Source organism: Salinivirga sp., assembly GCF_055145285.1.
Genome location: NZ_JBSRDC010000027.1, coordinates 102,654 through 127,433, shown reverse-complemented (window position 1 = coordinate 127,433; position 24,780 = coordinate 102,654). Strand labels below are relative to the sequence as shown.

Genomic DNA, 24,780 nt, shown 5'->3' with positions numbered 1-24,780 from the left:
ATGATACCAAGTAATCAATACAGGCTTGCTCCGATTTAAACATTTCTTCAAATTCCATTTGATCTGCCGGATATTTCATTTCGTAAAGATAAAACTTTACGGGAGATGATCAGATACCCCATTAAATAATAAATAACTTGCTATAGGTGAGTGAAATAAACATTTTTGTATGTAAGTAACCCATATGGTTAAAAAGGTTTAATGAAATGTTAAATTTATTAGCTGTTCTTTTTTAATTGTATGGATTATTTTGTATTTTACAGTGATTTTGTAACGAAACAATAACTAACTAAAACTGCACTTATGAAAAAATTTGTTTATTATTTTATGCTGATTATTGCAGCTATTACTTTTAACTGTTCGGGAGGCCCTATGGTTTCGCCAGAAATGCAGAGTTTTATGGATGAGATTTCTGCCACTGGATCAATGATTGATGCTGCAGGAAAATATGGTTACAGTGCACAGGAAATGCCACTGGATTTATATGAATTAAAAGAACCTACAGTAAAAGAGGTTAAAAAAGAGGGTGCAAAAGTAGAGTATCTGGTCAATATTAAGCATGGTTTAATTGATAGTGACGTAATTGTGGTTTGGAAGGACAAGGTAATAGTTAATATTAAACAACCAATGTAGGTGTTTTCGAATATACTGCAAATGCTTCTTTACATAAGTAGGGAAGCATTTTTTGTTTTTATATGCTAATGCTTGCATTAATTAACATCAGATGGGCAACATTGCGGTGAGCTTTTAGGCCCAAACCCACAAAAATATGTTTTCAGGGTTTTTCTCTGCATCAAAGGTCTTTGAAACATAAGAGAAACCTGCTCCACCACGGGGAATTACTCGGAACTTGCCTTTTGGGTTGATATATGGTGCAGCATAGAGAAAAGGGTTTATGCTTTTACCCAGTACTTTTGTATCTCCAAAATCATATGCAGCCAGTCCGGTGCCAAGTAAGGGATAACAAAAACATTGTTCCCATTTTTCTTTTGAAGTATGTAATTGACCCAGGGTGATTGTAAATCCGTTTATTCTTTTACTTCCAATGCCTGGTAATTCTTTGCTATGCCGCAGGATTCCTCCATAACTGTATTCTACCCCGGTGTATAGAAAGTCCATCGTTTTTTGACCTGCCATGTTTGTAGGAAATACAAGACAAGCAATGATTGTCAGGAAATAAGTGCGAATTACAATTTTCAAATTCAATGCATTATTTTTTGAAAGTTATCTGAACTAAAGTACATAAAAAAAGGCTGTCCGGGTATTGGACAGCCTGTTTTTGAAGTATCTTTCTTTATTGCACGATAAATTTTTGCGCTTTAATTGCTTTTGTCGTATTTCGAACATTAATGAAATACATTCCCGGAGATAAGTCTTCTATGTTTATTGTGTTGGTATCGGTCAGGTAAAAACTATTGACAATGCGGCCCGATGCATCACAAATATCTGCATTTACTGGCTCATCAAAAGGTGATTTTATTGTGATTTGGTTTTTTGCCGGGTTGGGATAGATACTCAATTGACTAAAAGCATTTTCCTGTGTTTCAAAAATGCCCACAAAGTTGGAATAGTGGAAACTCATTTTAGCAAAAGGAACCCAATTTTGGACTGTGTCGACCTGGTAAATGGTTACGCTGTCTACTTTATGAGCGAAGAATAACAGAGGATTTCCTTCTTCACCTTCATTGAAGGGTAAAACCATATCTTCTCTTGCTACTGTATTATCGTATACGCCATCTAATTTGCTTAATTCTTCCCACTGCGATAATTCTGCATCCCATTCATAATCAATTTGTTCGTTCAGGTTGCTGTTGGCTTCCCAGGTGTAAGTACATTTGTAGTTATTTACCCATTGCGAAGATTCAGTGTTGTAGAACATTTCGATATACTCTGATAATTGCTCACCATCCCACGTATAAACTATTTTATCGTCATTAATCCACTGGGATCCATCCCAATATTGCACAATTTCCTCAGCTACGTTATCACCATTATAGGTATACTTTGTAATTTCACTTGGGTCATAACCGCTACCGGTCCATTGTGTTTCTAAAACAGAATCCAACATACTTGCTGTGTAGTAATAATAGGTGATGAAATCGTGGTCCCACTCACTGTTGGCTTCGTCGTACCAGAAAAAGTCTTCTTGTGTAATTAGTCCGCCGGTATAGGTGTAGTAGGTGCTATCATCATACTGCCAGTCGTTTGTTGTGGTATCCCATTCATAGTTAAGCTCGGCTATTCTGTTTTCACCATCATAAAAATAGTTGTAATTGTAGTCAGGAAGCATTTCTCCGGTTTCCCAATCAGCTTGGTATTCAATGTTTTGCGTGAGTAGCCCGTTGTCGTTATAGGTAAAACTCGCAATATAAAATTCCTGAAAGCCATCACCTAAATCGAGCATCTGCACCATGCTATCCATTTTAACCATGCCTTGCTGGGCATTTGCTTTGAAAATTCCTGTTTTTGGTCGATTGTTTGAACCATGAAACATTTCTGGTAAACTTTTTTGTGCCATGAGTGTCAAGGCAAATAAAATTGTAATGGTAAAAAGTAAAACTTTTTTCATAATACTTTAATTTTTGGGGTTCATCTACAAAGTTATGGATTGTTGTGTTTTTCCCTGTTAATCAATAGTTAACAAATTGTGAACGTGTCGATAATTTGTTATTTGAGGGTAAGCACCTATTTTTCGATGCTTGTATTTTGGGTTTCTTGTGACAAAATTTTATAAAATGAAAAATATGAGAAAGTTTACACAATTTTTAACCTTATCACTGATTTTGTTATTCAGTATTGTAAATGCCGAAAAATGTCAAGTGTGCAATTGTCACTTTTACGGGAAAGCTGTCTTTTCATTTGAGAAAAATAATTCATAGTTCATGAATTAATAATTACTTTTACTTTTCTGAAATATATGCTTATTGATGAGTAGTTTATTAACTTTATTTTCTAGCAATTCGCCGATAGATTGTTATATTATGAAAGGGAGGCTGGAGACTGACGGTATTACTTGTTTCGTTTTTGATGAGTATTTTGCCTGGGTACATCCATTCAGGGCTGGTGCTATTGGAGGAGTGAAACTTAAAGTGCCAAAAAAGGAGTTTGCAAAAGCCCAAAAGGTTATTCAATTAATTGATCAGGAGACGTTGGTCGATGAGATAGGAGCGTACCACCTTCAGACTGAGTTTGAAAAAGCCATTCAAATAGAAAATGAGGTATTGGATGCAAAAACCAAATTACGTAGCCATCCTAATTTGATATCTAATCCTGAGAAGTTTGTTACTAAGAAACTATCAAAAGAAGACTTGAAATTCATAGCTGAAACAGAAAAAGAATACCTCGAACTGAAGCAAAACAAGCTTAGTTTTACCTGGAAACAGTTTTTTTACGAATTGTTTGATTTCGATCGCAGCGTAATTAAATATTTGCGGAGGCGCCCTCCTGAATATTACCTGAGCAAGGAGGTTGTTGAACATTACAACAATCCGGGTAGTTCTGGTAAAGTTGTAAGCTGCCCCAATTGCAAATCTGTTAATGTGAGTTTTGGGTACGCTATTGACCGAAAATGGGATTTCCCTTACCTTATCTTGTCTCTGTTGATTTTTGCCCCGTTTCCGCCGATAAGGAAAAATTACCATTGTTATGATTGTGTTTCAAACTTTACCCGTTCAGAAGCCATTAAAAAGATGATGCTTAGTCCCCGAGATTTATAATTCAATTCTGGTGAGATCGGGATTGTTACTTCTGGATAATGAATGTTTAAGAAGAAAAATTTGCTCATTAAAAATGGTTGGTATGTTTGTTAAAAGCTGATACCTAGCTGTTTTTCGTTGTTGTTTTTTTAAAAAATTTGAATTTTATATTTCTGGCAAACAGTATTTTATCAATATTTTGGTAATTGTGAATTTTTGGCTTTCTTTAAAACAAAATACTAACCCACATCATAATTAATACAATGAAAAAAGTTTTATTACTCCTGGTGACCGCGTCAATGTTGTTCTCGAATTGCGCTAGCATTCTAAACGGAAAATATCAAAAGATTCCAATCAACAAGCAAAACGGAGATGAGATTCTGATAGATGGTGAAAAGCCTGAAATGAAGAAAGGGGCTTATTTATTCAGAAGAGATTTAAAGCCAAAACAGATCACAATAGAATCAGAAGGGTATAAGGATGAGCATATTGTGATAATGCAATATAAGAAATCACCTTTGCATATATTGTCATGGGTGCCTTTTGGCATTTTATTGTACCCCCCGTTCTATGATAAAGGTGTAAAATCATGGAATTATGATAAGGAAATAATTAATTATGAAAAAACGCCAGCAATAACTGAAAAGACAGCTGACGCCAAAGATATAATGGTTAATAAAGTAAGCATAAAACTGGATAAAAACAACGTAAAAAACAGGTATTTCCCCACATATAGAAATTACATCAGAAAGGATAATAAAATGAGTGCAGAAGCAAGTGATGTAGAAGAAGAAATAGAACTTGAAAATACAGTTTTTTCCAATGTATTAAATGATCTTTTAAAAGAGAAAGGGTATATCGATACCACGGGTAATGTCTTAACCAGAAGTTACTCCAATAACCTTTTACTGAATGCCACTATAAAAGATTATACCATCCATCATATTGCAAATCGATATTATGCCAAATTTGGAGGAATGATTTACATTGATTTGGAAATAAAATGGGAGGTATTGGATTATTATAAAAAGCCTATTTACACCCAAACCACTAAAACCAGTTCCGGACAATTTGCTATAACAGATTACGAAAAGAAGGACAGGGTAATAAAAAATACGATGAAGGATGTTATAGAGACCGGCCTTATCGAATTTTTTAAATCAGATAAAATGAATTTTTATTTAAATGACACAACTGAGATAGAAAAAGAGAAGGCATTTGATAAAATAATTATAGCCAGATCTTCTGAAAATGTATCTGACTTATCTGAATCAATAAAATCAACACTTACAATAAAGTCAAAAGATGGATTTGGTAGTGGTTTTATAATCAGCAGTGATGGTTACATCATTACAAACTATCATGTTGTCTCTGATGAAAGTGATTTGACAGCAGTTCTGAATGATCAGTCTGAATATGAAGCAAAAATAGTGAGAGTGAGTAAGGTAAATGATTTAGCTCTCTTGAAAATCGATGCTTCCGGATTGCTTCCTTTTTATATTAGCGATGTTGAAGATATTCCTGTTGCTTCTGAGGTTTATGCTGTTGGAACACCAACTGCTGAGGACTTATCGCAAACCATCTCGCGCGGAATTGTTTCCGGAATGCGTTCTAAGGATAATTCCACCTTAATACAAACCGATGCAAGCATTAACAGTGGTAATAGCGGTGGCCCGCTGGTGAACAAAAAAGGAGAAGTAATTGGTGTTGTATCGTCGAAATTAAAAGGATTTGGAGTAGAAGGAGTTGCATTTGGTATTCCTGCTGTTGATGCGCTTGAGAAATTAAATATTACATTGCAATAGCCAAAGCATTATAGCTTTATTTAATAATAAATGAGTCGATAGGTTATTCTGAAGCCGAAAAGCAACCTTACCGTTTGTGAATACAAAAGCCGTGGAGTACTTGAAAAAGCATCACCCGTTTTCCATGTTTTGATTTCAAGTATTCTCTGCTTTTTCAATTTTTTTCGTATTTTTGACACCAAATATTAGCGCATATGAATTACCGCATTCTGATTACCTCCGTGCTCTTGATGTTTTTTACGTTCTCTTGTACGGTAACCCGGGAAACGCACGGCGATTACGATAGCACGAAGCAAAAGACCGAAACTGTGGTTGAAGGCAAGGATTTATATCTTTTTTGGAACCAGTTGCAGGTACATAATGTTGATAATGAGGTTGATGTAACCAATTATGAAAAGATTGTAAAACGCCGTTTTTTCGATGCTGCTGTTTATTTTGGTACGCTTGGTATTTTTTCATTCTATTCTGTAGAAATCAAAGCACCTGTTGAGCGTGGAGCCGGCGGTCGGTAAGTTATCCAGAATATCACAAAAGCCGATTCATCCATAGCAAAAGAAATTACACTTCTGGGATATTTATTCAAACGGTTTACAGGTAAAAATGATGTTTGGATTTATAAACCCATGTAATAATTACAGAAAACTTTAGTACTTCTTATGAAAATATTTATCATCAACGGCCATCCAGATAAAGAGAGTCTGGGCCACGCAATGGCAAAATATTACTATGAGGGGGCAATAGCAGCAGGGGCAGAAGTAGAACTCATTCATCTTCGTGACCTCAGTTTTAAGGTAAATCTGGAATATGGTTATCGTGCTGAAACTCCGCTCGAACCTGATTTGATAAAGGCTCAGCAATCAATTAAAGAAGCTTCACATCTGGTATTTATTTTTCCGGTATGGTGGCAAACTTATCCAGCTTTGTTGAAAGGTTTTATCGATCGTGTGTTTTTGCCCGGTTTTGCTTTCAAATATCGTGAAGGATCCTTGTTTTGGGATAAAATGCTCAAAGGCAGAAGTGCCCGAATTATAGCAACCATGGATACACCCGAATTGTTTTCAAGACTTATGTATAAGCGGCCCGCTATAAATTCACTGAAAAGAGGAATACTGAACTTTTGTGGAGTAAAACCCGTTAAAGTCACTACTTTTTCACCAATAAAATTGGCTAAACCAGAAAAAATCGATCGTTGGCTGAATAAGATTAAAGTCCTGGGGCAAAAAGAAGGTACGCGACACAGAAATTAGCAATGTTTCTTTAATCTACCCGATTTCGATTTCTGGAGTGGTAAACTATAAATTAAGCACAATATCAAATCGCTTTAGGGATTTAATTAATTGATTCTTATGCTTATGCAGGGTTTAGTTTTGTGGCTTTGATGAGTAAATTTAGTCAATAGCAAAAAGTGAACATGAGTTTAGGCAAAACAAAATTGTTATTCAGGCAATTTTACGTTAATTTAGTGCTATTAAATAACTTAGCAACATGAGGTATTCTGTCGAGATTGAAATTAATTTACCAGGAGCAAAAGTTGTAGAATTATTCATGGATTCGGAGAAATATCCGAAATGGATGGAGGGGCTCGAAAGCTACGTAGTTTTAGAAGGTGAGTATGGAAAGGAAGGTGCGAAAGCGAAATACCATTTTAAAACGGGTAAGCGTGAAATTACAATGATTGAAAAAATAATTGAAAATAAGCTGCCTGAAAAAATTGTAGTGAGTTATACAGCAAAAGGTGTTTACAACATTGCAGAAAGCCGATTTGAAAAAGTTGGTGCAGATAAAACCCTTTACACTTCCGAACAGGAATTCAGGTTTAAGGGATTTATGAAAATGTTGGGATGGTTCATGCCCGGTGCATTTAAAAAGCAAACACTTGAGAATCTGAAGGCTTTTAAAACTTTTGCCGAAGCTGAAGTAAACAAATAATTATAGTTTAGAAGTCTTTTGGAGTCTGCCACAAATTTATGAACTCAATACGCGATAGATTATATTTTTACTCCGAGGATTAAAATATCGTCAATTTGTGCGTTGTCTCCTTTCCAGCCCATTATGGATTTTTGAATAATTTTCTTCTGCTCATTCATTTTATACATCTGAGCATCAAATATTACTTGTTTGAGTCTTTTGGTTAAGAATTTTTTGTTTCGTGAGCCGCCAAATTGGTCTACTATACCATCGGAGAATAAGTAGAAGGAATCACCTTTATTGATTTCGTATTTGTACTCATTATAGTTGGCCATTGTGTTGCCTGCAATAGCGCTTGTAATGGGGATTTTGTCCCCTCTCTGCTGAACAAATTTGCCATTCTGAAATAAGAATAAGGGGCGAAGGGCTCCTGCAAAACTCAGCGTGTTTTTAGCTTTGTCTACTACTACCAGTGCTACATCCATACCATCGTTGGTCTGATTGTCGGGGTCTGTATTTTTAAGAGAAATTTTAAGTTTTCTATTTAGTTGTTTGAGTATTTCTGCCGGTCTGGTTTCGTCATTTTGAATAATGATGTTGTTGAGTAAATAAGTACCAATAATGGACATAAAAGCGCCTGGCACACCGTGTCCGGTGCAGTCTACCACCACATAAATGTATTTGTCCTCAATTCTATGGAACCAGTAAAAATCGCCACTTACAATATCCCGGGGGATAAATAAAATAAAGCTTTCAGGGAAAAAGCGGGTCATACTCTTTTCAGTGGGCAAAATAGCTGATTGTATGCGTTGGGCATAATTCAGGCTGTCGGTAATTTCTCTCTGTTGCAGCTCTACTTCTTTACGGCGTCTGATTGCCAGATCTTTCTGTTTTTCAAAATCTTCCTGCTGCTCTATGATTTTCTTTTCATAGTTTTTGAGCCTGGAGATATCAGTATCTATTGCAACTATGTATTTCAGGTCTCCTGCTTCAAGTACGGGTGTTAATGTAGTTTGAAACCACGATTCTTCGCTCTTTAATGTAACGGGAGTTTCGTATGTGATAGATTCCTTTTTATTTAAAATACGATCTACTACTGACTTTATTTCAGGATAAGCGCTAATATCGCGTATGTCGATTTGTTTATTGCTTTGTTGATAAGCTTTAAAAGACATTCCCAGTTGGCTCGAAAAAGATTCGTTGAACCACAATAATTTACCGTCCGGACTAAAAATGTAAATTACATTTTCTGTGTTGGAAGCTGCCAGATTGAGTTTTTCCAGTTCTGTATTTTGGGTCTCCAGTATTTCCTTTTGGGTTTGAAGTTCTTCTTTTTGCGATTCAAGTTCTTCTTTTTGGAGTTCCAATTGTTCGGTTTGTGCTGTTAATTCTTCGTTTTGCTGATTGATTTCCGCGGTTTTTTCTCTTACCAAATCACTCAGCTCCCGGTTGAACTCTGATACACGTGTGCGCATGACCTGAAACCGCTCTATAGCACCTAATATAAAAATGCCTACATGTAATAGAAACCCTCCTTTTAATACATTGATTGTGAATGGGTTGTTGGCTAATATGCCTGTCTTGTGAAGCAGGTCAATCGTAAAGGCTGCAAACAGAAGCCCCATGGACCCGAGAACAGACAAAACTGTCAATTTGTTGAAATTCTGTATTTTTAGAACAGGTTGTACAATAAGAGGAATGCTAAATAATACATAAGCTTCACTCAAAAAATATAAAATTTTGTAAGGAAGTAAACCTGATATTAAAATAAGGATGAGTATTGCAGAAGACAAATGCAGCACTTTGGTATTGTTTTTATTATGGAAAGATACTGTTAGATCCCTGAAATATTTCTTTAAAAACTGTTCAAGTAATGGAATCAATAAAGGCAATATAATAAGTGTTAACCTAAACTCTACAATGCTGTTATTTATTAAGTTTAGTCGACCAGCAAAACCATCTCTTAGTGAGAAAAATATGAACGCCGTTAAAACGTAAAAAAACAAGAGCCGGAAAAAATGATCTTTCGATCTCAGGTTTACCAATAGAACAATGAGGAAAAGAAAAGCCAGAATTCCATAAAAGCTACCCAATTGGAAGGTATCAGAAAGTTCATCTCGCAGGACATTGTTAACCCTGTCTATTTTTATTGGTAATACGGTAGGTGTGCCTTCACTGTTAATATGTAATAAATACTGACTCTTAGCATATGGGTTGGCTACAATATTGTAAATATAGGCATGTGAGCTGGCGGACTGTTTTATTTCGTAGGCACTTCTGCCTTTTATTTCATAAAAAGCGATGTTTTTTAGTAATCCATAATCAACAACCAAACGACCGTTGTACTCTTTTGTACTACTATTTTTGATATCTACCACTAACCAGTATTCTTTTGTGCTAAGACCAAAATTCAGGTTAGATGATTCGAGAAGGGTAAAACGTGATGGAAATTGCTTTAATATGTCATTGGGTTGATATATGTGCATGCTATCTTCCAACAACCATAAATTTACTGTTTCAGTTGCCTTTGTAGCCTGTGAAACAATAAGAATCAGGCATGCTGCAAGAAGCAATTTTTTTAGTTGGTTCATGGTTTATTTTTATTACCCGGCAATTTCTCTTACAAATCTATAAAACTTTCGCTGTATGGCCTACAAAACAATCCACAAAGAACCAATAAAAAAACTGAGATGCATCAGTAATAGGGGTGATGCATCTCAGTGTTGCGTCTTAATCTCTTGATTTAAAGTTCTTAATACCTGTTTTAAGAAATTCTATAAATGCTTCTACGTCTAAATTATACGCACGTGGTTCAGTGAGCATTTCTTCATTGTGATCAAGTAGTACATAGTAGGGTTGCGCGTTGACGTTAAATCTTGATATCTGGAAGTCTGCGTATTTTTTACCGATGGTATTTTTTAGCTTATCATCATATTCGCTTGTATACCAGTCTTCTTCAGGTAATTTCTTCTTGTCGTCGACGTAAAGTGCAATAATTACATATTCGTCTCTCAATATTTTTTGAACTCTAGGGTCTGCCCAAACATTAGCCTCCATTTCACGGCAATTTACACATCCGTGTCCTGTAAAATCAATAAAAACCGGTTTGTTTTGCGCTTTGGCACATGCCAGCCCTTGTTCATAATCGAAATAACCTTCCAGTCCATGTGGTAACTCCAGAAAATCTGAATATTTTGGTTTTTCGCATTGTTCAGAAGACTTCCCACTCATCTGAAACATGTTAGCTGTTTTATTTTCAGAATTATTGTTTTGAGCAGATCCGGAATATAATTTAACATTGTCTCTCACTACTTTTTGTATATTGAAATCGTGGGTTTTCATGGGTGGTAAGTAACCAGAAAGTCCTTTGAGTGGGGCTCCCCATAATCCGGGAATCATGTATACTACGAAGGTGAAGGTGGCAATTACAAGTAATAATCTCGGCACACTGAGGTGTTTTACTTCGGAGTCATTGGCAAATCTGATTTTACCTAACAAATAGAATCCCATCAGTGTGAAAATTACGATCCATAAAGCAATGTAGATATCGCGGTCTAATAAACCCCAGTGATAAGTCATATCTGCTACAGACAAAAATTTAAGACCCAGGGCCAGTTCAAGAAAACCAAGTACTACCTTAACTGAGTTGAGCCAACCGCCGGACTTGGGCATGTTGCTGAGTAGTCTTGGGAAAAATGCGAAGAAACTGAATGGCAATGCGAATGCTAATGCAAATCCCAGCATACCAATTATAGGTTTGAGTATCTGCCCTCCGGCTGATTCTACCAAAATAGTTCCTACTATGGGGGCTGTACATGAAAATGAAACCAATACAAGAGTTAATGCCATAAAAAATGCGCCACCTACACCACCCTGATCGGCTTTTTTATCAGATTTGTTTACCATCCAGCTGGGTAAGGTAAGCTCAAACATTCCAAAGAATGATGCTGCGAAAAACCAGAATATTATAAAGAATAAAATGTTTGGTACCCAGTGGGTGCTTAGCCAGTTAGCAAATGAGGGCCCAAGTGTGACGGCCACTATAGTACCAACAATTGTGTATATTGCTATGATGGAAAAACCAAAAATACTAGCTTGAAATTTTGCCCTGGCTTTATTTTCTCCTGAGTGCATAAAAAAGCTCACGGTCATGGGGATCATGGGAAATACGCAAGGTGTTAATATGGCCAGTAATCCGCCTGCAAAAGCTAAAAGGAAAAAACCAATTAGCGACGATTTATCGCTTCCCGTGGCGGCTGGAGCTTCTTGTGCTTCATCTGCCTGGAAAGTGTATTCATGTGTTTCTTCGGTAGGAGGTAGGCATTGCTCATCATCACATACCATGAACTCCACACTTACTTTTACAGAATCATCAGGTTTATTGATTTCTATTATTTGAGAGAAGATTGCTTCGTTGGCATAATAACGTGTCATAACGCCTGCCAATTCATCCATTTCTTCCAGAACTTCAGACTGTCGTTTAACGGAATCTATTAGTTCAACACCTTCGCTGGTTTGAAAAGAGAATACCGTTGGCAGCGAAATGTTTCCTTCCGGAAGCCACATATCATACAAGTGCCAGGTTTCTTCAATTTCAGCTTTGAAAATAAGTTCGTATTTATTTTCTTCAAGTTGCTTCTTGCTGAAACTCCATTTTACAGGTTCAAGCACCTGAGCGTAAATTGTTGTGGGGAGTAGAAATAATGCAAGGAGTAATAGTTTACCAATTTTTCGTCGCATAGCTAAACATTTTCAAATTTACATGGGTGAATATAATGATAAAACGAAAGTGTTCTATCAAAAACCATGCAATTAAAGATTCAGCATATTGCCCTTGCTATCGAAAAAATTGTATTCCAGAAAAGTATAAGATTGGTCAGCTTTAATGGTAACTTTTTTATTGTATTTCAACCTCCATTTCAATCTTTTGCTGATAATACCTTTGGTAAGGTACGATTGTAAAAATGGATGCACCCTGAGTTCAATGCGACCTTTAGGTTTTTTAAGCTTTCCGTAGCGGATTTTATCTTGTATTTCATCTACAATGAGTACCGGTGGTTGAACTTCACCAGTCCCTTTACATGTCGGGCAGGTTTCAATGGTACTAATATTCGTTTCCGGCCTTACTCTTTGCCGGGTAATTTGCATCAACCCGAATTTGCTTAGCGGAAGAATATGATGTTTTGCCCGGTCTTTTGCCATCTCCTGCTTCATGAAATCAAGCAGTTTTTGCTTGTTTTCATTTTTTTGCATGTCTATAAAGTCAACTACTACAATGCCACCCATATCTCTAAGCCTGAGTTGGCGTGCAATTTCTTCGGCTGCCACCATGTTTACATCTATGGCATTTTCTTCCTGGTTGGAGGCATCTTTATTCCGGTTTCCTGAGTTTACATCTATTGAATGTAGTGCTTCAGTATGCTCTATAACCAGGTAAGCACCCTTTTTCATAGGCACGGTGCGTCCAAAATAGGTTTTAATCTGTTTGGTTACACTGTATTCTTCAAATATGTTGGTTTTACCTGAATAAAGCTTAACAATTTTTTGTTGGTCAGGTGATATGTCTCCGATATAGTTTTTTATCTCATTATACACATTCGCATCATTGACGTAAACATGATTAAATGAGTCGTTGAGAATATCACGCAGGATGGCTGTTGTGCGGCTAACCTCGCCAAGTACCATCTTTGGCGGCCTGGCTTTTCGAAGCTTGAAAATTGATTTTTCCCATTTTTCCACCAATTCTCTAAGCTCTGCATCTAATTCGGCTACACGCTGGTTTTCTGCCATGGTGCGCACAATTACTCCATAGTTCTTGGGCCTAATGGAAGTAAGCAGGTTCTTAAGACGGTCTTTTTCCTCTTTATTGTCGATTTTCTGAGAAATAGATACCTTGTCAGAAAACGGCATAAGAACCAGGTTCCGACCTGCAATTGATATTTCGCTGGTCAGCCTGGGCCCTTTCGTTGATATGGGCTCTTTGGCAATTTGAACTACTATTTGCTGCCCGCCTTTCAAAACATCACCAATTTTACCATTTTTGTCTATGTCTTTTTCCCGTTTGAATCGACTTAACGGTGGTAATGGCTTTGATTGCAACGCAATTTGTAAATATTTGGCCAAAGATCTGAATTGGGGACCCAAATCCAGATAATGAAGAAACGCATCGCGTTTATGTCCGACATCCACAAAGGCTGCATTGAGACCGGGCATTATTTTTTTTACCCGGGCAAGATAAAGATCACCAACCGAAAACCGGTTATTGGCAGATTCTTTACTTAATTCAACCAGTTTTTTGTCTTCTAAAAGCGCAATGGAAATTTCACTTTGCGATACATCTACAACTAACTCCTTAGTACTCACAAGACCTTTGTTTAAAGAAATTTGGTGGAAACTAAGAACCTAAAGAACAATTGTCCTTTAGGTTCCGGTAGTCTAAAAATATTGGAATAAATTATTTCTTCTTCTTGTGCCTGTTTTTTCTAAGACGTTTTTTACGCTTGTGCGTTGACATCTTATGTCTTTTTTTCTTTTTTCCGCTTGGCATAACTCCTAATTTTTTATTTTACCTTCACATTTTCTTTCACCTTCGTCACAAAGCTTTTCGATGGTTTAAACGACGGAATATAATGTTCCGGAATAATAATCGTCGTCTGTTTCGAAATGTTGCGCGCAGTTTTTTGAGCACGTTTCTTAACGATGAAACTACCAAAGCCTCTTAGGTAAACATTATTACCTTTTTCTAAGGAACTTTTAACGGTTTCCATCATCGCTTCTACCGTCTTTTGAACGGTTACTTTTTCAATCCCGGTGTTTTTTGAGATTTCGTTTACAATATCTGCTTTCGTCATTGCTAAAACGTTTTTATTATCAATTAATTACTAATTCAATTTTAAACGGACTGCAAATATATACTTTTCATTTCGAAATAAGAAAGATACCCATTTATTTTTATGTTTTTTTTATCAATTTTATTTTTCCTGACCAATTATATGTTTGTTTAATAGGTTGTTACGAAAACAGTTTTGCACTCAATGATGAATTAGATATTGGTTACAACTTTTTATTAATCAGGTTTTTATACAAATGATAACTGCTTGTTTTGTATCAGACAGAGACTGACTGATTATCGAAAACCAATGTAAATATGCTATTTTTGCATGATGAGAAATTTCAGCCATTCACTATTAATATGGTATAATGATAATAGACGACCTTTACCCTGGCGGAGTACTACCGATCCTTATAAAATCTGGCTGTCTGAGATTATTTTACAGCAAACCCGCGTTGAACAAGGGATGAGTTATTACCATAATTTTATAAATCGATATCCTGATGTGTTTAAGCTTGCTGCTGCTCATAAGGATGAGGTTCTTAAATTGTGGCAGGGGTTGGGATATTATACCCGGGCGAGAAATTTACATAAAGCTGCCAGGGTTATTGTAGAATCATGCAATGGAGTGTTTCCGGAAAATTACGAAAACTTGATTAAGTTGCCGGGTGTTGGCCCTTATACTGCTGCTGCCATTGCTTCTATTGCTTTTAATGAGCCTGTTGCGGCCATAGATGGAAATGTAAAACGTGTTGTGAGCCGCCTAAACGCTATCAATATGCCAATAGATCGGCCCGATGTAATACGTACCTTAAAAAATATAGCGGAAAACTTAATGGATGTAAATGCTCCCGGAGAATTCAACCAGGCCATGATGGAGCTTGGAGCAAAAGTATGCATACCCCGGAATCCTGCTTGTAACCTATGTCCGGTGGCGGTTTTTTGCGAAGCGTTAAGAACCAATAAGCAAAAAGAACTGCCTGTTAAAAAAGTTAAGGTAAAAAAGCGGACACGCTATTTTTATTATTTTATTTTTTTGAAAAGTAAATACACGCATATATACCAACGAGGGCCTAATGATATATGGGAAGGCCTTTATGAGTTTCCAATGATAGAGTTGACAAATCAGGTTACAGGCGACGAAATCTTAAATATGGCAATTGAGCGATGGTATTTAAACCCAGAAGCTATAAATGAGGTAACTATATCTCCGGTTGAAAAGCATGTTTTAACACATCAGAACATTTATGCCACATTTGTCAAAGTTACTTTATCTGAGGAGCCGGGTAAACTAAACCTCAATATTAACAAAAGCACACTAAAAGACTATCCAGTTTCAAGATTAACTGAAATTTATTTGAATAAGGATAAAAAATTACTATAACTTTGTATGAATTTTATGTATAACAAAAACTAAGTATTATGTCAGTAAACAAAGTAATTCTTGTAGGGAATGTAGGAAAAGACCCTGAAGTAAAACATTTAGAAAATGACCTCTCGCTTGCACGTTTTCCCATGGCTACATCGGAACGGTTTAAAAACCGACAGGGTGAGCGCACCGAAAGAACCGAATGGCACAACGTAGTTGTGTGGCGCGGATTGGCCAAAGTTGTAGAAGATTATGTGAAGAAGGGTTCGCAATTATATATTGAAGGTAGAATTCAGACACGCAAGTATCAGGATCGTGATGGAAATGACCGTTATGTAACAGAAATCGTAGCTGATAATATGCAGATGCTGGACCGTAAGGGCTCATCAGACAACAGTAATCAGGGTGCAGCAGCATCAAGTGCAGCACAGGAACCTGCTCCATCAACAGACTATAACAGTCAGCCTGATGAGGAAGACCTGCCATTTTAATCAATAAGATTATATTGAATTTTAAATTAAAACCGATTTAGGAGTTGGAAACAGAACCGTATTCGACGATTTTAGTAAATAGTTTTAAAATAGACTTTTTTCCAATGACCACCGAAACCGTTATTGGTTTGGTGATCCTGGTGATATTAATTGCAGCTTCAGCCCTGATTTCAGGGTCTGAAGTTGCTTTTTTTTCCCTTAAGCCCAATAATATCAGGAAACTACGGAAGAGTGAGGGCCGCATTCCCAAGGTGGTTATAAAACTTATAGGACAGCCGAAAAAGTTGTTGGGAACTATACTGGTATCCAATAACTTCGTTAATGTGGGAATAGTTATTTTATCATCTTATCTTACCTTATCACTGGTCGATTTTTCGATGGCTCCGGTGTGGGGGTTCGTTATTCAGGTAGTATTAATAACGTTTCTTCTATTGCTTTTTGGCGAAATAATACCGAAAGTTTATGCCACCCACAATTATCTGGGTTTTGCCAAATTTATGTCATTGCCACTCTTTTTCCTGAGCAAAGTTTTTTCTCCAATAAGCCAGTTCCTTATTTATTCTACTTCTGTTGTGGATAAAAAGGTTAAGAAAAAGCAGGATATCTCCATGGATGACTTAAGCAATGCATTGGAGCTCACACAGGAAGATCTTGACGAAGAAAAAGATATGTTGCAAGGGATTGTAGATTTCACCAGTACCGAAGTGCGTGAAATAATGAAACCCAGGGTAGATGTTGTAGCCGTAGACATTAAATCCAATTACCAATCCATGTTGAACCAGATAATGGATTCAGGATACTCCAGGATTCCCGTTTATCAGCGCACATTCGACGATGTTAAAGGGGTGTTATATATTAAAGACTTATTACCACATTTAGATAAATCGTCCAGTTTTAGCTGGCAAAGCCTGGTACGACCACCTTATTTTGTTCCTGAAAACAAAAAGATTAACGACCTGCTTGGTGAGCTGCAGGAAAAAAAGATTCATTTGGCTGTGGTTGTGGATGAGTATGGCGGGACAAGTGGTATTGTAACGCTCGAAGATATTTTGGAAGAAATAGTGGGTGATATTTCAGATGAATTTGATGAGCAGCGCAGCGATTTTGTGAGAGTAAACGATAAAACCTATCTTTTTGAAGGGAAAACATCTTTGAATGATTTTTGTAAAATTATCGACTATCAGGGAGCTGTATTCCAGGAATCTAATGCAGATACCCTTGCAGGATTTATATTAGAACAATCTGAAGAAATTCCTCATGTATACGAAAAATTCGAATATGAACGTTTTACTTTGCAGATTGAAGCAGCCGATCATCGTAGAATTAAGAAAGTAAAAGTTACGTTACATGAGCAAAAAGATGAACAATAGTTCCATTGTATTTATCCTTCTGAGTGCAGTATTTTTCATGATGGGATGTGGTGGCGATTATATCCCTAAACCTAATGGTTATATCCGGTTTGATTTGCCCGAGCATGAATATAAGACATTAAAGGATTCGTGTCCTTATAGCTTCGAAATTGGAACGTATTCTGTCATAGAACAAGTAAATGCACAAGAGCCTTGTTGGAAAAATGTTTTTATCAAACCTACCCGGGGTAGAATTCACCTGAGTTATAAAGCAGTTAATAATAATCTGAAAATGCTACTCGAAGATGCACATTCTATGGTATATGGACATACCGTGAAAGCCGATGCAATTGAAGAACAGGTTTTTCTGAAACCCGGCAGGCGTGTTTACGGTGTGCTTTATGAGATTAAGGGCGATGCAGCTTCTAATATTCAATTTGTTGCTACCGACTCGGTAAATCATTATCTTCGTGGAGCACTTTATTTCAGGGCTGCCCCAAATAAAGATTCACTGGCCCCTCTGGTAAAGTTTGCGCGGAAAGATATTGAGCATTTAATAGAAACTTTGCACTGGGAATAATGCCTTTTGACAAACAAATATGGCTGAATTCAAACACGGCAATTCAACTTTGGGAATTGTCAGAAGCACCTGTTGATTTACTGCCGTGGTTAACGCTAACACCAGACGAGAAAATACAATTGGAGAATATTACCAATGAAAAACGGCAAACGGAGTTCTTAGCTACAAGAATATTATTACGAAAAATTTTTCCAGAAGAATCAATCAGTTACAATAGCGTTGGTGCTCCATATTTAAGTAATCCGGAGCTGTTTATCTCTGTGGCACATTCCCGCAAATATGTGTGTTTAATGCACAGTAAGTATCCTTGCGGTGTCGACATAGAGACGATCGAATCCAAAGCGTTGCGCATCGCAAAGCGATTTCTCGGGGAGTCAGAAATTCAATTTATCTCAGATGAGTATCCAGCCCGCGATGCTACATTGCTGTGGTCATCAAAAGAAAGTTTGTACAAACTTTTGAAAAAACAAGGAATTGAGTTTTCTAAACAGTTGTTAATTCATGGGTTTAGCAATGATGGACAGCGACGAATAGAGGCTTCTATTATTACAGAACACGCCTACACTAACCATGAATTAGTGTATGAGTTAATGGGCGATCAGGTTTTAACCTGGGTGGTCGATAAAAAAAATGAATGTTATGCACACGGGTAGTTTAACTGTGAAAGATAAAAAACTGGCAATACTTATCGATCCTGACAAGGTTGATGAGCAAAGTATCGATCACCTTTTTAGTGCTTCCGGCATTGATAAAGTGAATTATATTTTAGTAGGCGGAAGTTTATTATTTAACAATCTCAATTACACACTGGATTTAATTCGTAAACAAACCCAGTTGCCTATCATTATTTTTCCGGGAAATGCTTTCCAGATAAGCCCCAAAGCCGATGCTTTTATGATGCTGAACCTTATTTCAGGTCGTAATCCCGACTTTTTAATTGGCCACCATGTGATGGCAGCTCCCAAACTTAAGCAATACAATATTCCGGTACGCTCAACCGGGTATATGATTTTCGATTGTGGCAAAATTACATCTGTTCAGTATATGAGCAACACCACACCACTGCCTGACCATAAGCCGGATTTGGCTGTAGCTACAGCATTGGCCGGTGAGATGATTGGTATGCAGCAACTTTATCTTGAGGCCGGGAGCGGAGCAGACCACCCAATTCCGGAACAGATTATTAAAGCTGTAACCAATGCAGTGAAAATTCCGGTGATTGTTGGTGGCGGTGTGCGTACACCCGAGCAAGCGCATGATGTATGGTCTTCAGGTGCAAATTTACTTGTTGTGGGTAATGGTGTGGAGCGTAACCCTGAATTTGTATCTGATTTAGTGAAGGTTAGAGATGACCTTTTAAGCAAAAAATAAAACTGTTCGTTATTTTCTTACCTTGTCATTGTTGTTTATGGTCTTTCATAAGCAGGTATGGGTTTTACATCCGGGCATTATCCGGTATTAATCGAAGCATTCATTAGCGTCCGAGAAGCTCTTCTATAACATTACCGCTGCTTCCGTTAGGAGGTGCAATTTCTAAAAATTCAGAGAGCGTAGCGGCAATATCGCTTGTTTCAATTTCCCGGTAAAGCGTCAGCCGCGGCATTTTCCAGCCATACCAGATAAGGGGCACGTGCACATCATAGTTGTAACCTGAATTTTGTAAGACTTTCTTGTCGGTTTGTTCTATCCATCCGGGTTCAAGATTAATGATGATATCACCTGATCGCTGCCGGTGGTAACTATTTTGCATTTGATAATTTACCCCTTCCATGAAACTGCTTTTTTGCATTACAGAAGCTGGTATAGCATCGGAAATGCCTGAAAATTGTATCAGGAAACCTGCAATTCTTTCCTGCATTTCAGGTAGGTTTTCTTTAGCATCTTCTATAAGCTGGTGGTTTAGATAAATTTGTTTGGCGCTATAATTTTGTATCCAATTACCTTTGCCATAAATAACATTGAGGTAGGCTTTGAGTACAGCCATCATTTTTTTATGATCGAATTCTCCGGACGGAATGCCGTTCTGTTCTAAGTATTCGGGCGTATAACCCGTGCCACGATCTGCGGTTAGCAGGAAAAGCACTTTTTCATTGCCTATTTCTGCATCCAAAAAAGATAAAAAGTGCGCTATGTCGCGGTCGAGCCGCTGATAAGTGTCGGCTATTTCGTCTGACATGGGGCCATTTTTTTGGTTGATGTATCCTGGTGCGTTAAATCCAACCACAAGCACATCAGTATAATTGTCTTTGCCCAACGAATCGTTTACAATGGCTGAAATAGCAAAATCTTTGGTTAGTTTATTGCCAAAGGGCGTGCGCTTCAAAACACGGTAATTATTGGTAAGCCTTTTAAGGTTTACTAAATTATGCATAAATTTTTTAATGGTGAATTTGCCTGAGTCTTCAACTTCTTTTTGCGGTTGTAAAGGCATCCATTTTCGGTCGAGGTATACATCAGATAGTTTTTTGTCGTTAAACTGGTTTACCCATTTTGGAAGACTGTCGCGGTAAAAAGTAGAGGTGATCCAGTTTCCATTGCCATGGTCGAACCAATAAGCATCATCAGCGGTATGCCCACCTGCCAAAGCCGCCACATTTCCATCCAAAGCAATGGAAATGATTTTAGAACGGCCGTTGTTCGACAAGCTAAGCTCGTCTGAAAAGAAAGACGTGCGTAGATTTCGGGGTGAGAAATACAGGTCTTTGCCATGTGCATTGAGCGCTTTTACTTTTGGATCGACGCCAGCTTCAATAATTTTATTGTTTACCCTTGAAACCCATTTGTCTGATACGAGACCGTGACTGGAAGGTTCTGCTCCCGACATGATTGTTACATACCCGGGTAGCTGCTGTGTGAGCATGTAGTTGTGATGAGCATTTTTACAAACCGTTCCTTCGTTGACTAACTTTTTAAAACCATCCTCGGTAAAGTAGTTGTCAAACTTATACAGGTAATCGAACCGCATTTGGTCTACCACGGCAACTACAATCAGCCTGGGTTTATCGCCCGGTACCCTGGGCATATCCTGCGAAATAAGAATATTTGTGGTAAAAGCCAGAACGAGTAATGAAAAAATCGGTTTGCGCATAGAAAATATTTAAAGGTTGAAACGGAAATGTATGATATCGCCATCCTGTACTACATATTCTTTCCCTTCAATGGCAATTTTGCCGGCTTCTCTGCAGGCTTGTTCAGAACGTAAACTCACGTAATCATCGTATTTAATTACCTCTGCTTTTATAAAACCTTTTTCAAAGTCGGTATGAATAACACCGGCTGCTTGTGGTGCTTTTGTATTTTTCTTAAAAGTCCAGGCGCGGTCTTCATCTTTACCGGTTGTAAAAAATGTTTCCAGATTTAATAAACGGTAAGCGGCTTTTATTAGCTTGTTCACGCCGGGTTCACTGAGGCCCATATCTTCCAGAAACATCTGTCTTTCCTCGTAGCTCTCGAGTTCTGCAATATCGGCTTCTGTTGCAGCAGCAATCATAATTACTTCCGCCGCTTCGTCTTTAATAGCTTTTTTTACTGCATCAACATACTGGTTACCCGTTTGCAATTCACTGTCTTTTACATTGCAGACGTACAAAACAGGTTTGGTTGTTAGCAGGTGAAGGTCTTTTACGAGCTCTTTCTCTGTTTTATCGAGTGTTACCACACGTCCGGCCTGCCCTGATTCAAGTGTCTCTTTGTAACGATTAAGAATCTCCAGGGTTTTGGCGGCTGTCTTATCTGCACCGGCTTTGGCTTTTTTCGCTACTTTCTCAATCCGCGATTCTATGGTTTCCAAATCTTTCAGTTGCAATTCTATGTCGATGGTTTCTTTATCCCTAACCGGATCAATCGACCCATCGACGTGCGTTACATTGTCGTCATCGAAGCAGCGGAGAATATGAATAATGGCATCAGTTTCACGTATGTTGGCCAGAAATTTATTGCCCAGGCCTTCACCCTTGCTTGCGCCTTTTACCAGACCGGCAATGTCTACAAATTCAATGGTTGCCGGTACCACACGTTCCGGTTTATCAATTTTCTCCAACTCTATCAATCGTTCATCCGGCACGTTAATTATTCCCAAATTGGGCTCAATGGTGCAAAACGGGTAATTGGCCGATTGTGCACGGGCATTTGATAAACAGTTAAAAAGGGTGGATTTGCCAACGTTGGGTAATCCTACTATTCCACATTGAAGTGCCATGGATTAATGATTTAAAAAGTTCGGCGCAAAAGTAATATTTATTACTGAAAATAGTAATTGAAAAGAGAATCATTACTCAATAACTATGCCCTGAAAATGGAATAGAAGTTTTTTCTTTTGCATTTCTAAAGTTAGGCTTTGATTCCGGCAATCAAAGCTATGAGCTGGCTTATGATGTAACGGATGGTTCATTAACCATTTCGAAAGATGGTGGAACCTTTGACATTTCCTTTGATTTTGTTACATCCAAAATTGACTCAGCGAGGAATGAGTTAGCCCAGGATGTGCCACTGTACGGGAATTATAACGGGTCACTTACTTCTGAAGCGTTTTAATAAATTTTAGTTTGCCTGCTTCTGATACCTGAAGCTTTTTATAGGTGTGGGTTACTAATGCTTTATGCGGCCCCTTTGCTTGTTGGAAATAATTTAGAAAGAGCTGTGCAAGCAGAATTAGTTTTGTTTGGGCAAAATATAATTAATTGTTTAATTCATTTATAGTCTGTATATTGTAAGTATTTCACAATAATAACTTTTATAAATCACATCCTCGTAGCAACGTATCATTTAAAGGTTTTATCTTAAATAATCCATTATGAAGTATTTACTCATTAAGCAAGCCATTTTTTTACCTGTTATTTATTTTGCCAGTATAATCATTGCTTCTTTTTTTGCTAATGATTATTGTCACATAGGGCAACATGCCAGCGAACTAGGAATAAATGCCAATAAAACAGCTGTAATTATTTTTCAGATTGGGATTATAGCTACTAGTATTTCGCTTTTTTTACTATCGATTGGCTTAGTTGTAAATTTCAAAAAACAGTTTTCAATTTTTACCGTTCTTGTATTTCTTTTTGCTGTCACCTTCATCTTTGGTGCCATATTTCCTATTGGATCACCATGGCATGGATTTTATGGTTTAGGCTTATTTATAATGATTGCTCCTTTTGTTTTTCTTTACGAACTGAACCACATGATAGATAAAAAAATCGTACATGTGGGCTCAATTATTGCCGGAGCCTTAATGTTTCTCTACTTATGGGCAATGGTGGCGAGGTTGGACCCAATGGAATATCGTGGTTTAACTCAGAGGTTATTTGGTCTGGTAGTATTCGGATGGTTCTCGCTTGTTGCATTTCAGCTTAATGCACACCTAAAGAAATAGCCTGCAAACAGGCAGATTGCTGATCTGGCTTATTACTCAGGCAAATCAGTAAAACAATATTTTATGTGTTTTAATTAGGGCTAAATCGAAGTGTGGTTATTAGGAACAACTACTTTGATTGGATGTTTTTTGTTCACATAGAACAGTTTATGCGTTTTCAATAAGGTAGATAAAACTATAGTTGATATATTACCTTTTCTAACTAAAATAGTCTAAGTATATAGTGCAAAAAAGAAAATGATGCGCTTTTATCCGATCAATTTACTGGGCTATTGTTACGCTCACTACAGTGGGATATGGGGATATTTCACCGGGTACAAATATGGGGCAGTTTGTCGCCAGTTTAATCATGATATTAGGTTATTCCATCATTGCGGTTCCTACTGGCATAGTAAGTGCCGAAATGGCAAGAATGAACAGGCAGCATGGGACAAAATGCTCGAGTTGTGGGAACGAAGAACATGATGTTGATGCAGTTTTTTGTAAAAATTGCGGGGAGAAGCTCAACCCCTAAATTAAAACCGAAAATTACCCTTTTTTGCTCTATAAGGCTGGAGCGAAATTTTTAAATGTAAAATGAATTTTTGAAATTGGTTTACAAGTCGTATTTTTGAAACAAAAATATGGCTGAGTACCGAACATTCGACATGGAGTTGCGGGAGGGAGGAACTATTTTATGGTTCAATAGGCCTGAGTCGCGCAATGTGATATCTTCTGAGGTAATTGAAGAACTCTTAAGTTATTTTACCGAACCTGCCAATGACAACCAATTTGTAATATTGGCAGGCCGCGGAGAATGCTTCGTGGCAGGAGCCGATTTGAAAGAAATGGTGGATGTTACAGAAGCTCGAGCCCTGGAAATAAGCCAATCCTTACACCAGTTACTTTTTTACATCGGTAAATATCAGGCTCCGGTTGTAGCAGCTGTACATGGTTATGCTATTGGTGGTGGCTTTGAGTTGGCGCTGGCAGCCGATATGATTTTTGCCACTACTGATGCATGGTTTAGTTTGCCAGAATTAAATTATTCCATGATTCCAGGGGGAGGAGCTACACAGCGCTTAACCCAACAGCTTGGCCGGGCAGACGCATTTTATCAGATTTTTTCGGGCACAAAGCTTTCTGCCAGCACGTGTTTCAACAGGGGGCTGGTGCAAAAAGTATTTGATGCCAACCATTTTATTGATGAGGTTGTTAATGATTTGACAAGTGTGTTAGGGAAATACGGTAAGGAAGCCTCGGTAGCACTAAAACGAGCCATCAGGCTTGCAGGTACTGATGAGGGTTATGTGGCAGAATCTGAAGGTTTTGCCAGGTTGCTCACCCGAAGAGCACGCCCTTTGATTAAAGATTTTTTTGAAGCAAACAAAAAGAAAGATAAGTGAT

23 protein-coding genes are annotated in these 24,780 nt (G+C 37.6%); 15 read left to right on the top strand and 8 right to left on the bottom strand.

What is annotated here, in order from left to right; translation table 11 throughout:
* Positions 1-303: 303 nt before the first annotated feature.
* Positions 304-633: a hypothetical protein gene (locus ACTB0Y_RS06025; protein WP_463205908.1), complete on the top strand. Its 330-nt coding sequence runs from the start codon at positions 304-306 to the stop codon at positions 631-633.
* Positions 634-747: 114 nt separating this feature from the next.
* On the opposite strand, the gene ACTB0Y_RS06020 is transcribed toward ACTB0Y_RS06025, so the two are convergent.
* Together ACTB0Y_RS06020 and ACTB0Y_RS06015 are read right to left on the bottom strand one after the other, a co-directional pair.
* Positions 748-1,206, bottom strand: coding sequence for a hypothetical protein (locus tag ACTB0Y_RS06020; RefSeq protein WP_463205907.1), 459 nt, complete (start codon positions 1,204-1,206; stop codon positions 748-750).
* An 88-nt stretch (positions 1,207-1,294) separates the two neighbouring features.
* A complete protein-coding gene (locus ACTB0Y_RS06015; RefSeq protein ID WP_463205906.1) occupies positions 1,295-2,569 on the bottom strand; it encodes a T9SS type A sorting domain-containing protein in 1,275 nt (424 codons plus the stop codon).
* Positions 2,570-2,981: 412 nt separating this feature from the next.
* Here ACTB0Y_RS06015 and ACTB0Y_RS06010 point away from each other — a divergent pair, with 412 nt between their 5' ends.
* The 5 genes from ACTB0Y_RS06010 (at position 2,982) to ACTB0Y_RS05990 (ending at position 7,429) form a co-directional block, all read left to right on the top strand.
* Positions 2,982-3,716: a hypothetical protein gene (locus tag ACTB0Y_RS06010; protein WP_463205905.1), complete on the top strand. Its 735-nt coding sequence runs from the start codon at positions 2,982-2,984 to the stop codon at positions 3,714-3,716.
* 242 nt (positions 3,717-3,958) lie between these two features.
* A complete protein-coding gene (locus ACTB0Y_RS06005) occupies positions 3,959-5,500 on the top strand; it encodes a S1C family serine protease (protein ID WP_463205904.1) in 1,542 nt (513 codons plus the stop codon).
* A 194-nt stretch (positions 5,501-5,694) separates the two neighbouring features.
* On the top strand, positions 5,695-6,012 hold the full coding sequence (locus tag ACTB0Y_RS06000) for a hypothetical protein (RefSeq protein WP_463205903.1): 318 nt from the start codon (positions 5,695-5,697) through the stop codon (positions 6,010-6,012).
* Between the two features lie 144 nt (positions 6,013-6,156).
* On the top strand, positions 6,157-6,747 hold the full coding sequence (locus tag ACTB0Y_RS05995; protein ID WP_463205902.1) for an NAD(P)H-dependent oxidoreductase: 591 nt from the start codon (positions 6,157-6,159) through the stop codon (positions 6,745-6,747).
* Between the two features lie 238 nt (positions 6,748-6,985).
* Entirely contained in the window at positions 6,986-7,429 is a 444-nt protein-coding gene (locus ACTB0Y_RS05990; protein ID WP_463205901.1) for an SRPBCC family protein, read from the top strand.
* A gap of 59 nt (positions 7,430-7,488) precedes the next feature.
* Here the strand turns inward: ACTB0Y_RS05990 and ACTB0Y_RS05985 are convergent, their stop codons facing one another.
* The 4 genes from ACTB0Y_RS05985 to ACTB0Y_RS05970 form a co-directional block, all read right to left on the bottom strand.
* A complete protein-coding gene (locus ACTB0Y_RS05985) occupies positions 7,489-9,999 on the bottom strand; it encodes a SpoIIE family protein phosphatase (RefSeq protein WP_463205900.1) in 2,511 nt (836 codons plus the stop codon).
* A gap of 139 nt (positions 10,000-10,138) precedes the next feature.
* Entirely contained in the window at positions 10,139-12,148 is a 2,010-nt protein-coding gene (locus ACTB0Y_RS05980; RefSeq protein WP_463205899.1) for a protein-disulfide reductase DsbD family protein, read from the bottom strand.
* A gap of 72 nt (positions 12,149-12,220) precedes the next feature.
* Positions 12,221-13,771: an Rne/Rng family ribonuclease gene (locus ACTB0Y_RS05975; RefSeq protein ID WP_463205898.1), complete on the bottom strand. Its 1,551-nt coding sequence runs from the start codon at positions 13,769-13,771 to the stop codon at positions 12,221-12,223.
* A gap of 197 nt (positions 13,772-13,968) precedes the next feature.
* A complete protein-coding gene (locus ACTB0Y_RS05970; protein WP_057954201.1) occupies positions 13,969-14,259 on the bottom strand; it encodes an HU family DNA-binding protein in 291 nt (96 codons plus the stop codon).
* 309 nt (positions 14,260-14,568) lie between these two features.
* On the opposite strand from ACTB0Y_RS05970, the gene mutY reads away from it, so the two are divergent.
* The 6 genes from mutY (at position 14,569) to ACTB0Y_RS05940 (ending at position 19,400) form a co-directional block, all read left to right on the top strand.
* Positions 14,569-15,624: an A/G-specific adenine glycosylase gene (mutY, locus tag ACTB0Y_RS05965; RefSeq protein WP_463205897.1), complete on the top strand. Its 1,056-nt coding sequence runs from the start codon at positions 14,569-14,571 to the stop codon at positions 15,622-15,624.
* A 38-nt stretch (positions 15,625-15,662) separates the two neighbouring features.
* Positions 15,663-16,100: a single-stranded DNA-binding protein gene (locus ACTB0Y_RS05960; RefSeq protein ID WP_463205896.1), complete on the top strand. Its 438-nt coding sequence runs from the start codon at positions 15,663-15,665 to the stop codon at positions 16,098-16,100.
* Between the two features lie 104 nt (positions 16,101-16,204).
* Positions 16,205-17,470, top strand: coding sequence for a gliding motility-associated protein GldE (gene gldE, locus ACTB0Y_RS05955; protein WP_463205895.1), 1,266 nt, complete (start codon positions 16,205-16,207; stop codon positions 17,468-17,470).
* A complete protein-coding gene (gene gldD / locus ACTB0Y_RS05950) occupies positions 17,448-18,029 on the top strand; it encodes a gliding motility lipoprotein GldD (RefSeq protein ID WP_463205894.1) in 582 nt (193 codons plus the stop codon). Before gldE ends, gldD begins: the two co-directional genes overlap by 23 nt.
* Positions 18,029-18,682, top strand: a complete 654-nt coding sequence (locus ACTB0Y_RS05945; RefSeq protein ID WP_463205893.1) for a 4'-phosphopantetheinyl transferase family protein — start codon at positions 18,029-18,031, stop codon at positions 18,680-18,682. The genes gldD and ACTB0Y_RS05945 overlap by 1 nt, the downstream gene beginning before the upstream one ends.
* Positions 18,669-19,400: a phosphoglycerol geranylgeranyltransferase gene (locus tag ACTB0Y_RS05940; protein ID WP_463205892.1), complete on the top strand. Its 732-nt coding sequence runs from the start codon at positions 18,669-18,671 to the stop codon at positions 19,398-19,400. Before ACTB0Y_RS05945 ends, ACTB0Y_RS05940 begins: the two co-directional genes overlap by 14 nt.
* A gap of 103 nt (positions 19,401-19,503) precedes the next feature.
* Here ACTB0Y_RS05940 and ACTB0Y_RS05935 read toward each other — a convergent pair whose 3' ends face one another.
* Positions 19,504-21,117, bottom strand: coding sequence for an alkaline phosphatase family protein (locus ACTB0Y_RS05935; protein ID WP_463205891.1), 1,614 nt, complete (start codon positions 21,115-21,117; stop codon positions 19,504-19,506).
* Positions 21,118-21,126: 9 nt separating this feature from the next.
* A complete protein-coding gene (gene ychF / locus ACTB0Y_RS05930) occupies positions 21,127-22,227 on the bottom strand; it encodes a redox-regulated ATPase YchF (RefSeq protein ID WP_463205890.1) in 1,101 nt (366 codons plus the stop codon).
* A 594-nt stretch (positions 22,228-22,821) separates the two neighbouring features.
* Here ychF and ACTB0Y_RS05925 point away from each other — a divergent pair.
* The 3 genes from ACTB0Y_RS05925 to ACTB0Y_RS05915 all read left to right on the top strand — a co-directional run bounded on the left by ACTB0Y_RS05925 (position 22,822) and on the right by ACTB0Y_RS05915 (position 24,779).
* Positions 22,822-23,394: a DUF998 domain-containing protein gene (locus ACTB0Y_RS05925; RefSeq protein ID WP_463205889.1), complete on the top strand. Its 573-nt coding sequence runs from the start codon at positions 22,822-22,824 to the stop codon at positions 23,392-23,394.
* 250 nt (positions 23,395-23,644) lie between these two features.
* The gene (locus ACTB0Y_RS05920) at positions 23,645-23,908 is read left to right on the top strand and encodes a potassium channel family protein (protein WP_463205909.1); all 264 of its coding nucleotides are present in this window, start codon (positions 23,645-23,647) and stop codon (positions 23,906-23,908) included.
* 109 nt (positions 23,909-24,017) lie between these two features.
* Positions 24,018-24,779 carry an enoyl-CoA hydratase/isomerase family protein gene (locus ACTB0Y_RS05915; RefSeq protein WP_463205888.1) on the top strand — a complete coding sequence of 254 codons (762 nt, stop codon included), beginning with the start codon at positions 24,018-24,020 and terminating at the stop codon, positions 24,777-24,779.
* Position 24,780: the final 1 nt, after the last annotated feature.

Excerpts from the sequence above, each read along its gene's own strand:
- ACTB0Y_RS05995 (WP_463205902.1), top strand. The coding sequence starts at position 6,157 with ATGAAAATATTTATCATCAACGGCCATCCAGATAAAGAGAGTCTGGGC.
- ACTB0Y_RS05970 (WP_057954201.1), bottom strand. The coding sequence starts at position 14,259 with ATGACGAAAGCAGATATTGTAAACGAAATCTCAAAAAACACCGGGATT.
- ACTB0Y_RS06025 (WP_463205908.1), top strand. The coding sequence starts at position 304 with ATGAAAAAATTTGTTTATTATTTTATGCTGATTATTGCAGCTATTACT.
- ACTB0Y_RS06005 (WP_463205904.1), top strand. The coding sequence starts at position 3,959 with ATGAAAAAAGTTTTATTACTCCTGGTGACCGCGTCAATGTTGTTCTCG.
- ACTB0Y_RS06015 (WP_463205906.1), bottom strand. The coding sequence starts at position 2,569 with ATGAAAAAAGTTTTACTTTTTACCATTACAATTTTATTTGCCTTGACA.
- ACTB0Y_RS05940 (WP_463205892.1), top strand. The coding sequence starts at position 18,669 with ATGCACACGGGTAGTTTAACTGTGAAAGATAAAAAACTGGCAATACTT.
- gldE (WP_463205895.1), top strand. The coding sequence starts at position 16,205 with ATGACCACCGAAACCGTTATTGGTTTGGTGATCCTGGTGATATTAATT.
- ACTB0Y_RS06000 (WP_463205903.1), top strand. The coding sequence starts at position 5,695 with ATGAATTACCGCATTCTGATTACCTCCGTGCTCTTGATGTTTTTTACG.
- ACTB0Y_RS05935 (WP_463205891.1), bottom strand. The coding sequence starts at position 21,117 with ATGCGCAAACCGATTTTTTCATTACTCGTTCTGGCTTTTACCACAAAT.
- ACTB0Y_RS05980 (WP_463205899.1), bottom strand. The coding sequence starts at position 12,148 with ATGCGACGAAAAATTGGTAAACTATTACTCCTTGCATTATTTCTACTC.
- ACTB0Y_RS05925 (WP_463205889.1), top strand. The coding sequence starts at position 22,822 with ATGAAGTATTTACTCATTAAGCAAGCCATTTTTTTACCTGTTATTTAT.
- mutY (WP_463205897.1), top strand. The coding sequence starts at position 14,569 with ATGATGAGAAATTTCAGCCATTCACTATTAATATGGTATAATGATAAT.
- ACTB0Y_RS05985 (WP_463205900.1), bottom strand. The coding sequence starts at position 9,999 with ATGAACCAACTAAAAAAATTGCTTCTTGCAGCATGCCTGATTCTTATT.
- ACTB0Y_RS05960 (WP_463205896.1), top strand. The coding sequence starts at position 15,663 with ATGTCAGTAAACAAAGTAATTCTTGTAGGGAATGTAGGAAAAGACCCT.
- ACTB0Y_RS05915 (WP_463205888.1), top strand. The coding sequence starts at position 24,018 with ATGGCTGAGTACCGAACATTCGACATGGAGTTGCGGGAGGGAGGAACT.
- ychF (WP_463205890.1), bottom strand. The coding sequence starts at position 22,227 with ATGGCACTTCAATGTGGAATAGTAGGATTACCCAACGTTGGCAAATCC.
- ACTB0Y_RS05945 (WP_463205893.1), top strand. The coding sequence starts at position 18,029 with ATGCCTTTTGACAAACAAATATGGCTGAATTCAAACACGGCAATTCAA.
- gldD (WP_463205894.1), top strand. The coding sequence starts at position 17,448 with ATGAGCAAAAAGATGAACAATAGTTCCATTGTATTTATCCTTCTGAGT.
- ACTB0Y_RS06010 (WP_463205905.1), top strand. The coding sequence starts at position 2,982 with ATGAAAGGGAGGCTGGAGACTGACGGTATTACTTGTTTCGTTTTTGAT.
- ACTB0Y_RS05990 (WP_463205901.1), top strand. The coding sequence starts at position 6,986 with ATGAGGTATTCTGTCGAGATTGAAATTAATTTACCAGGAGCAAAAGTT.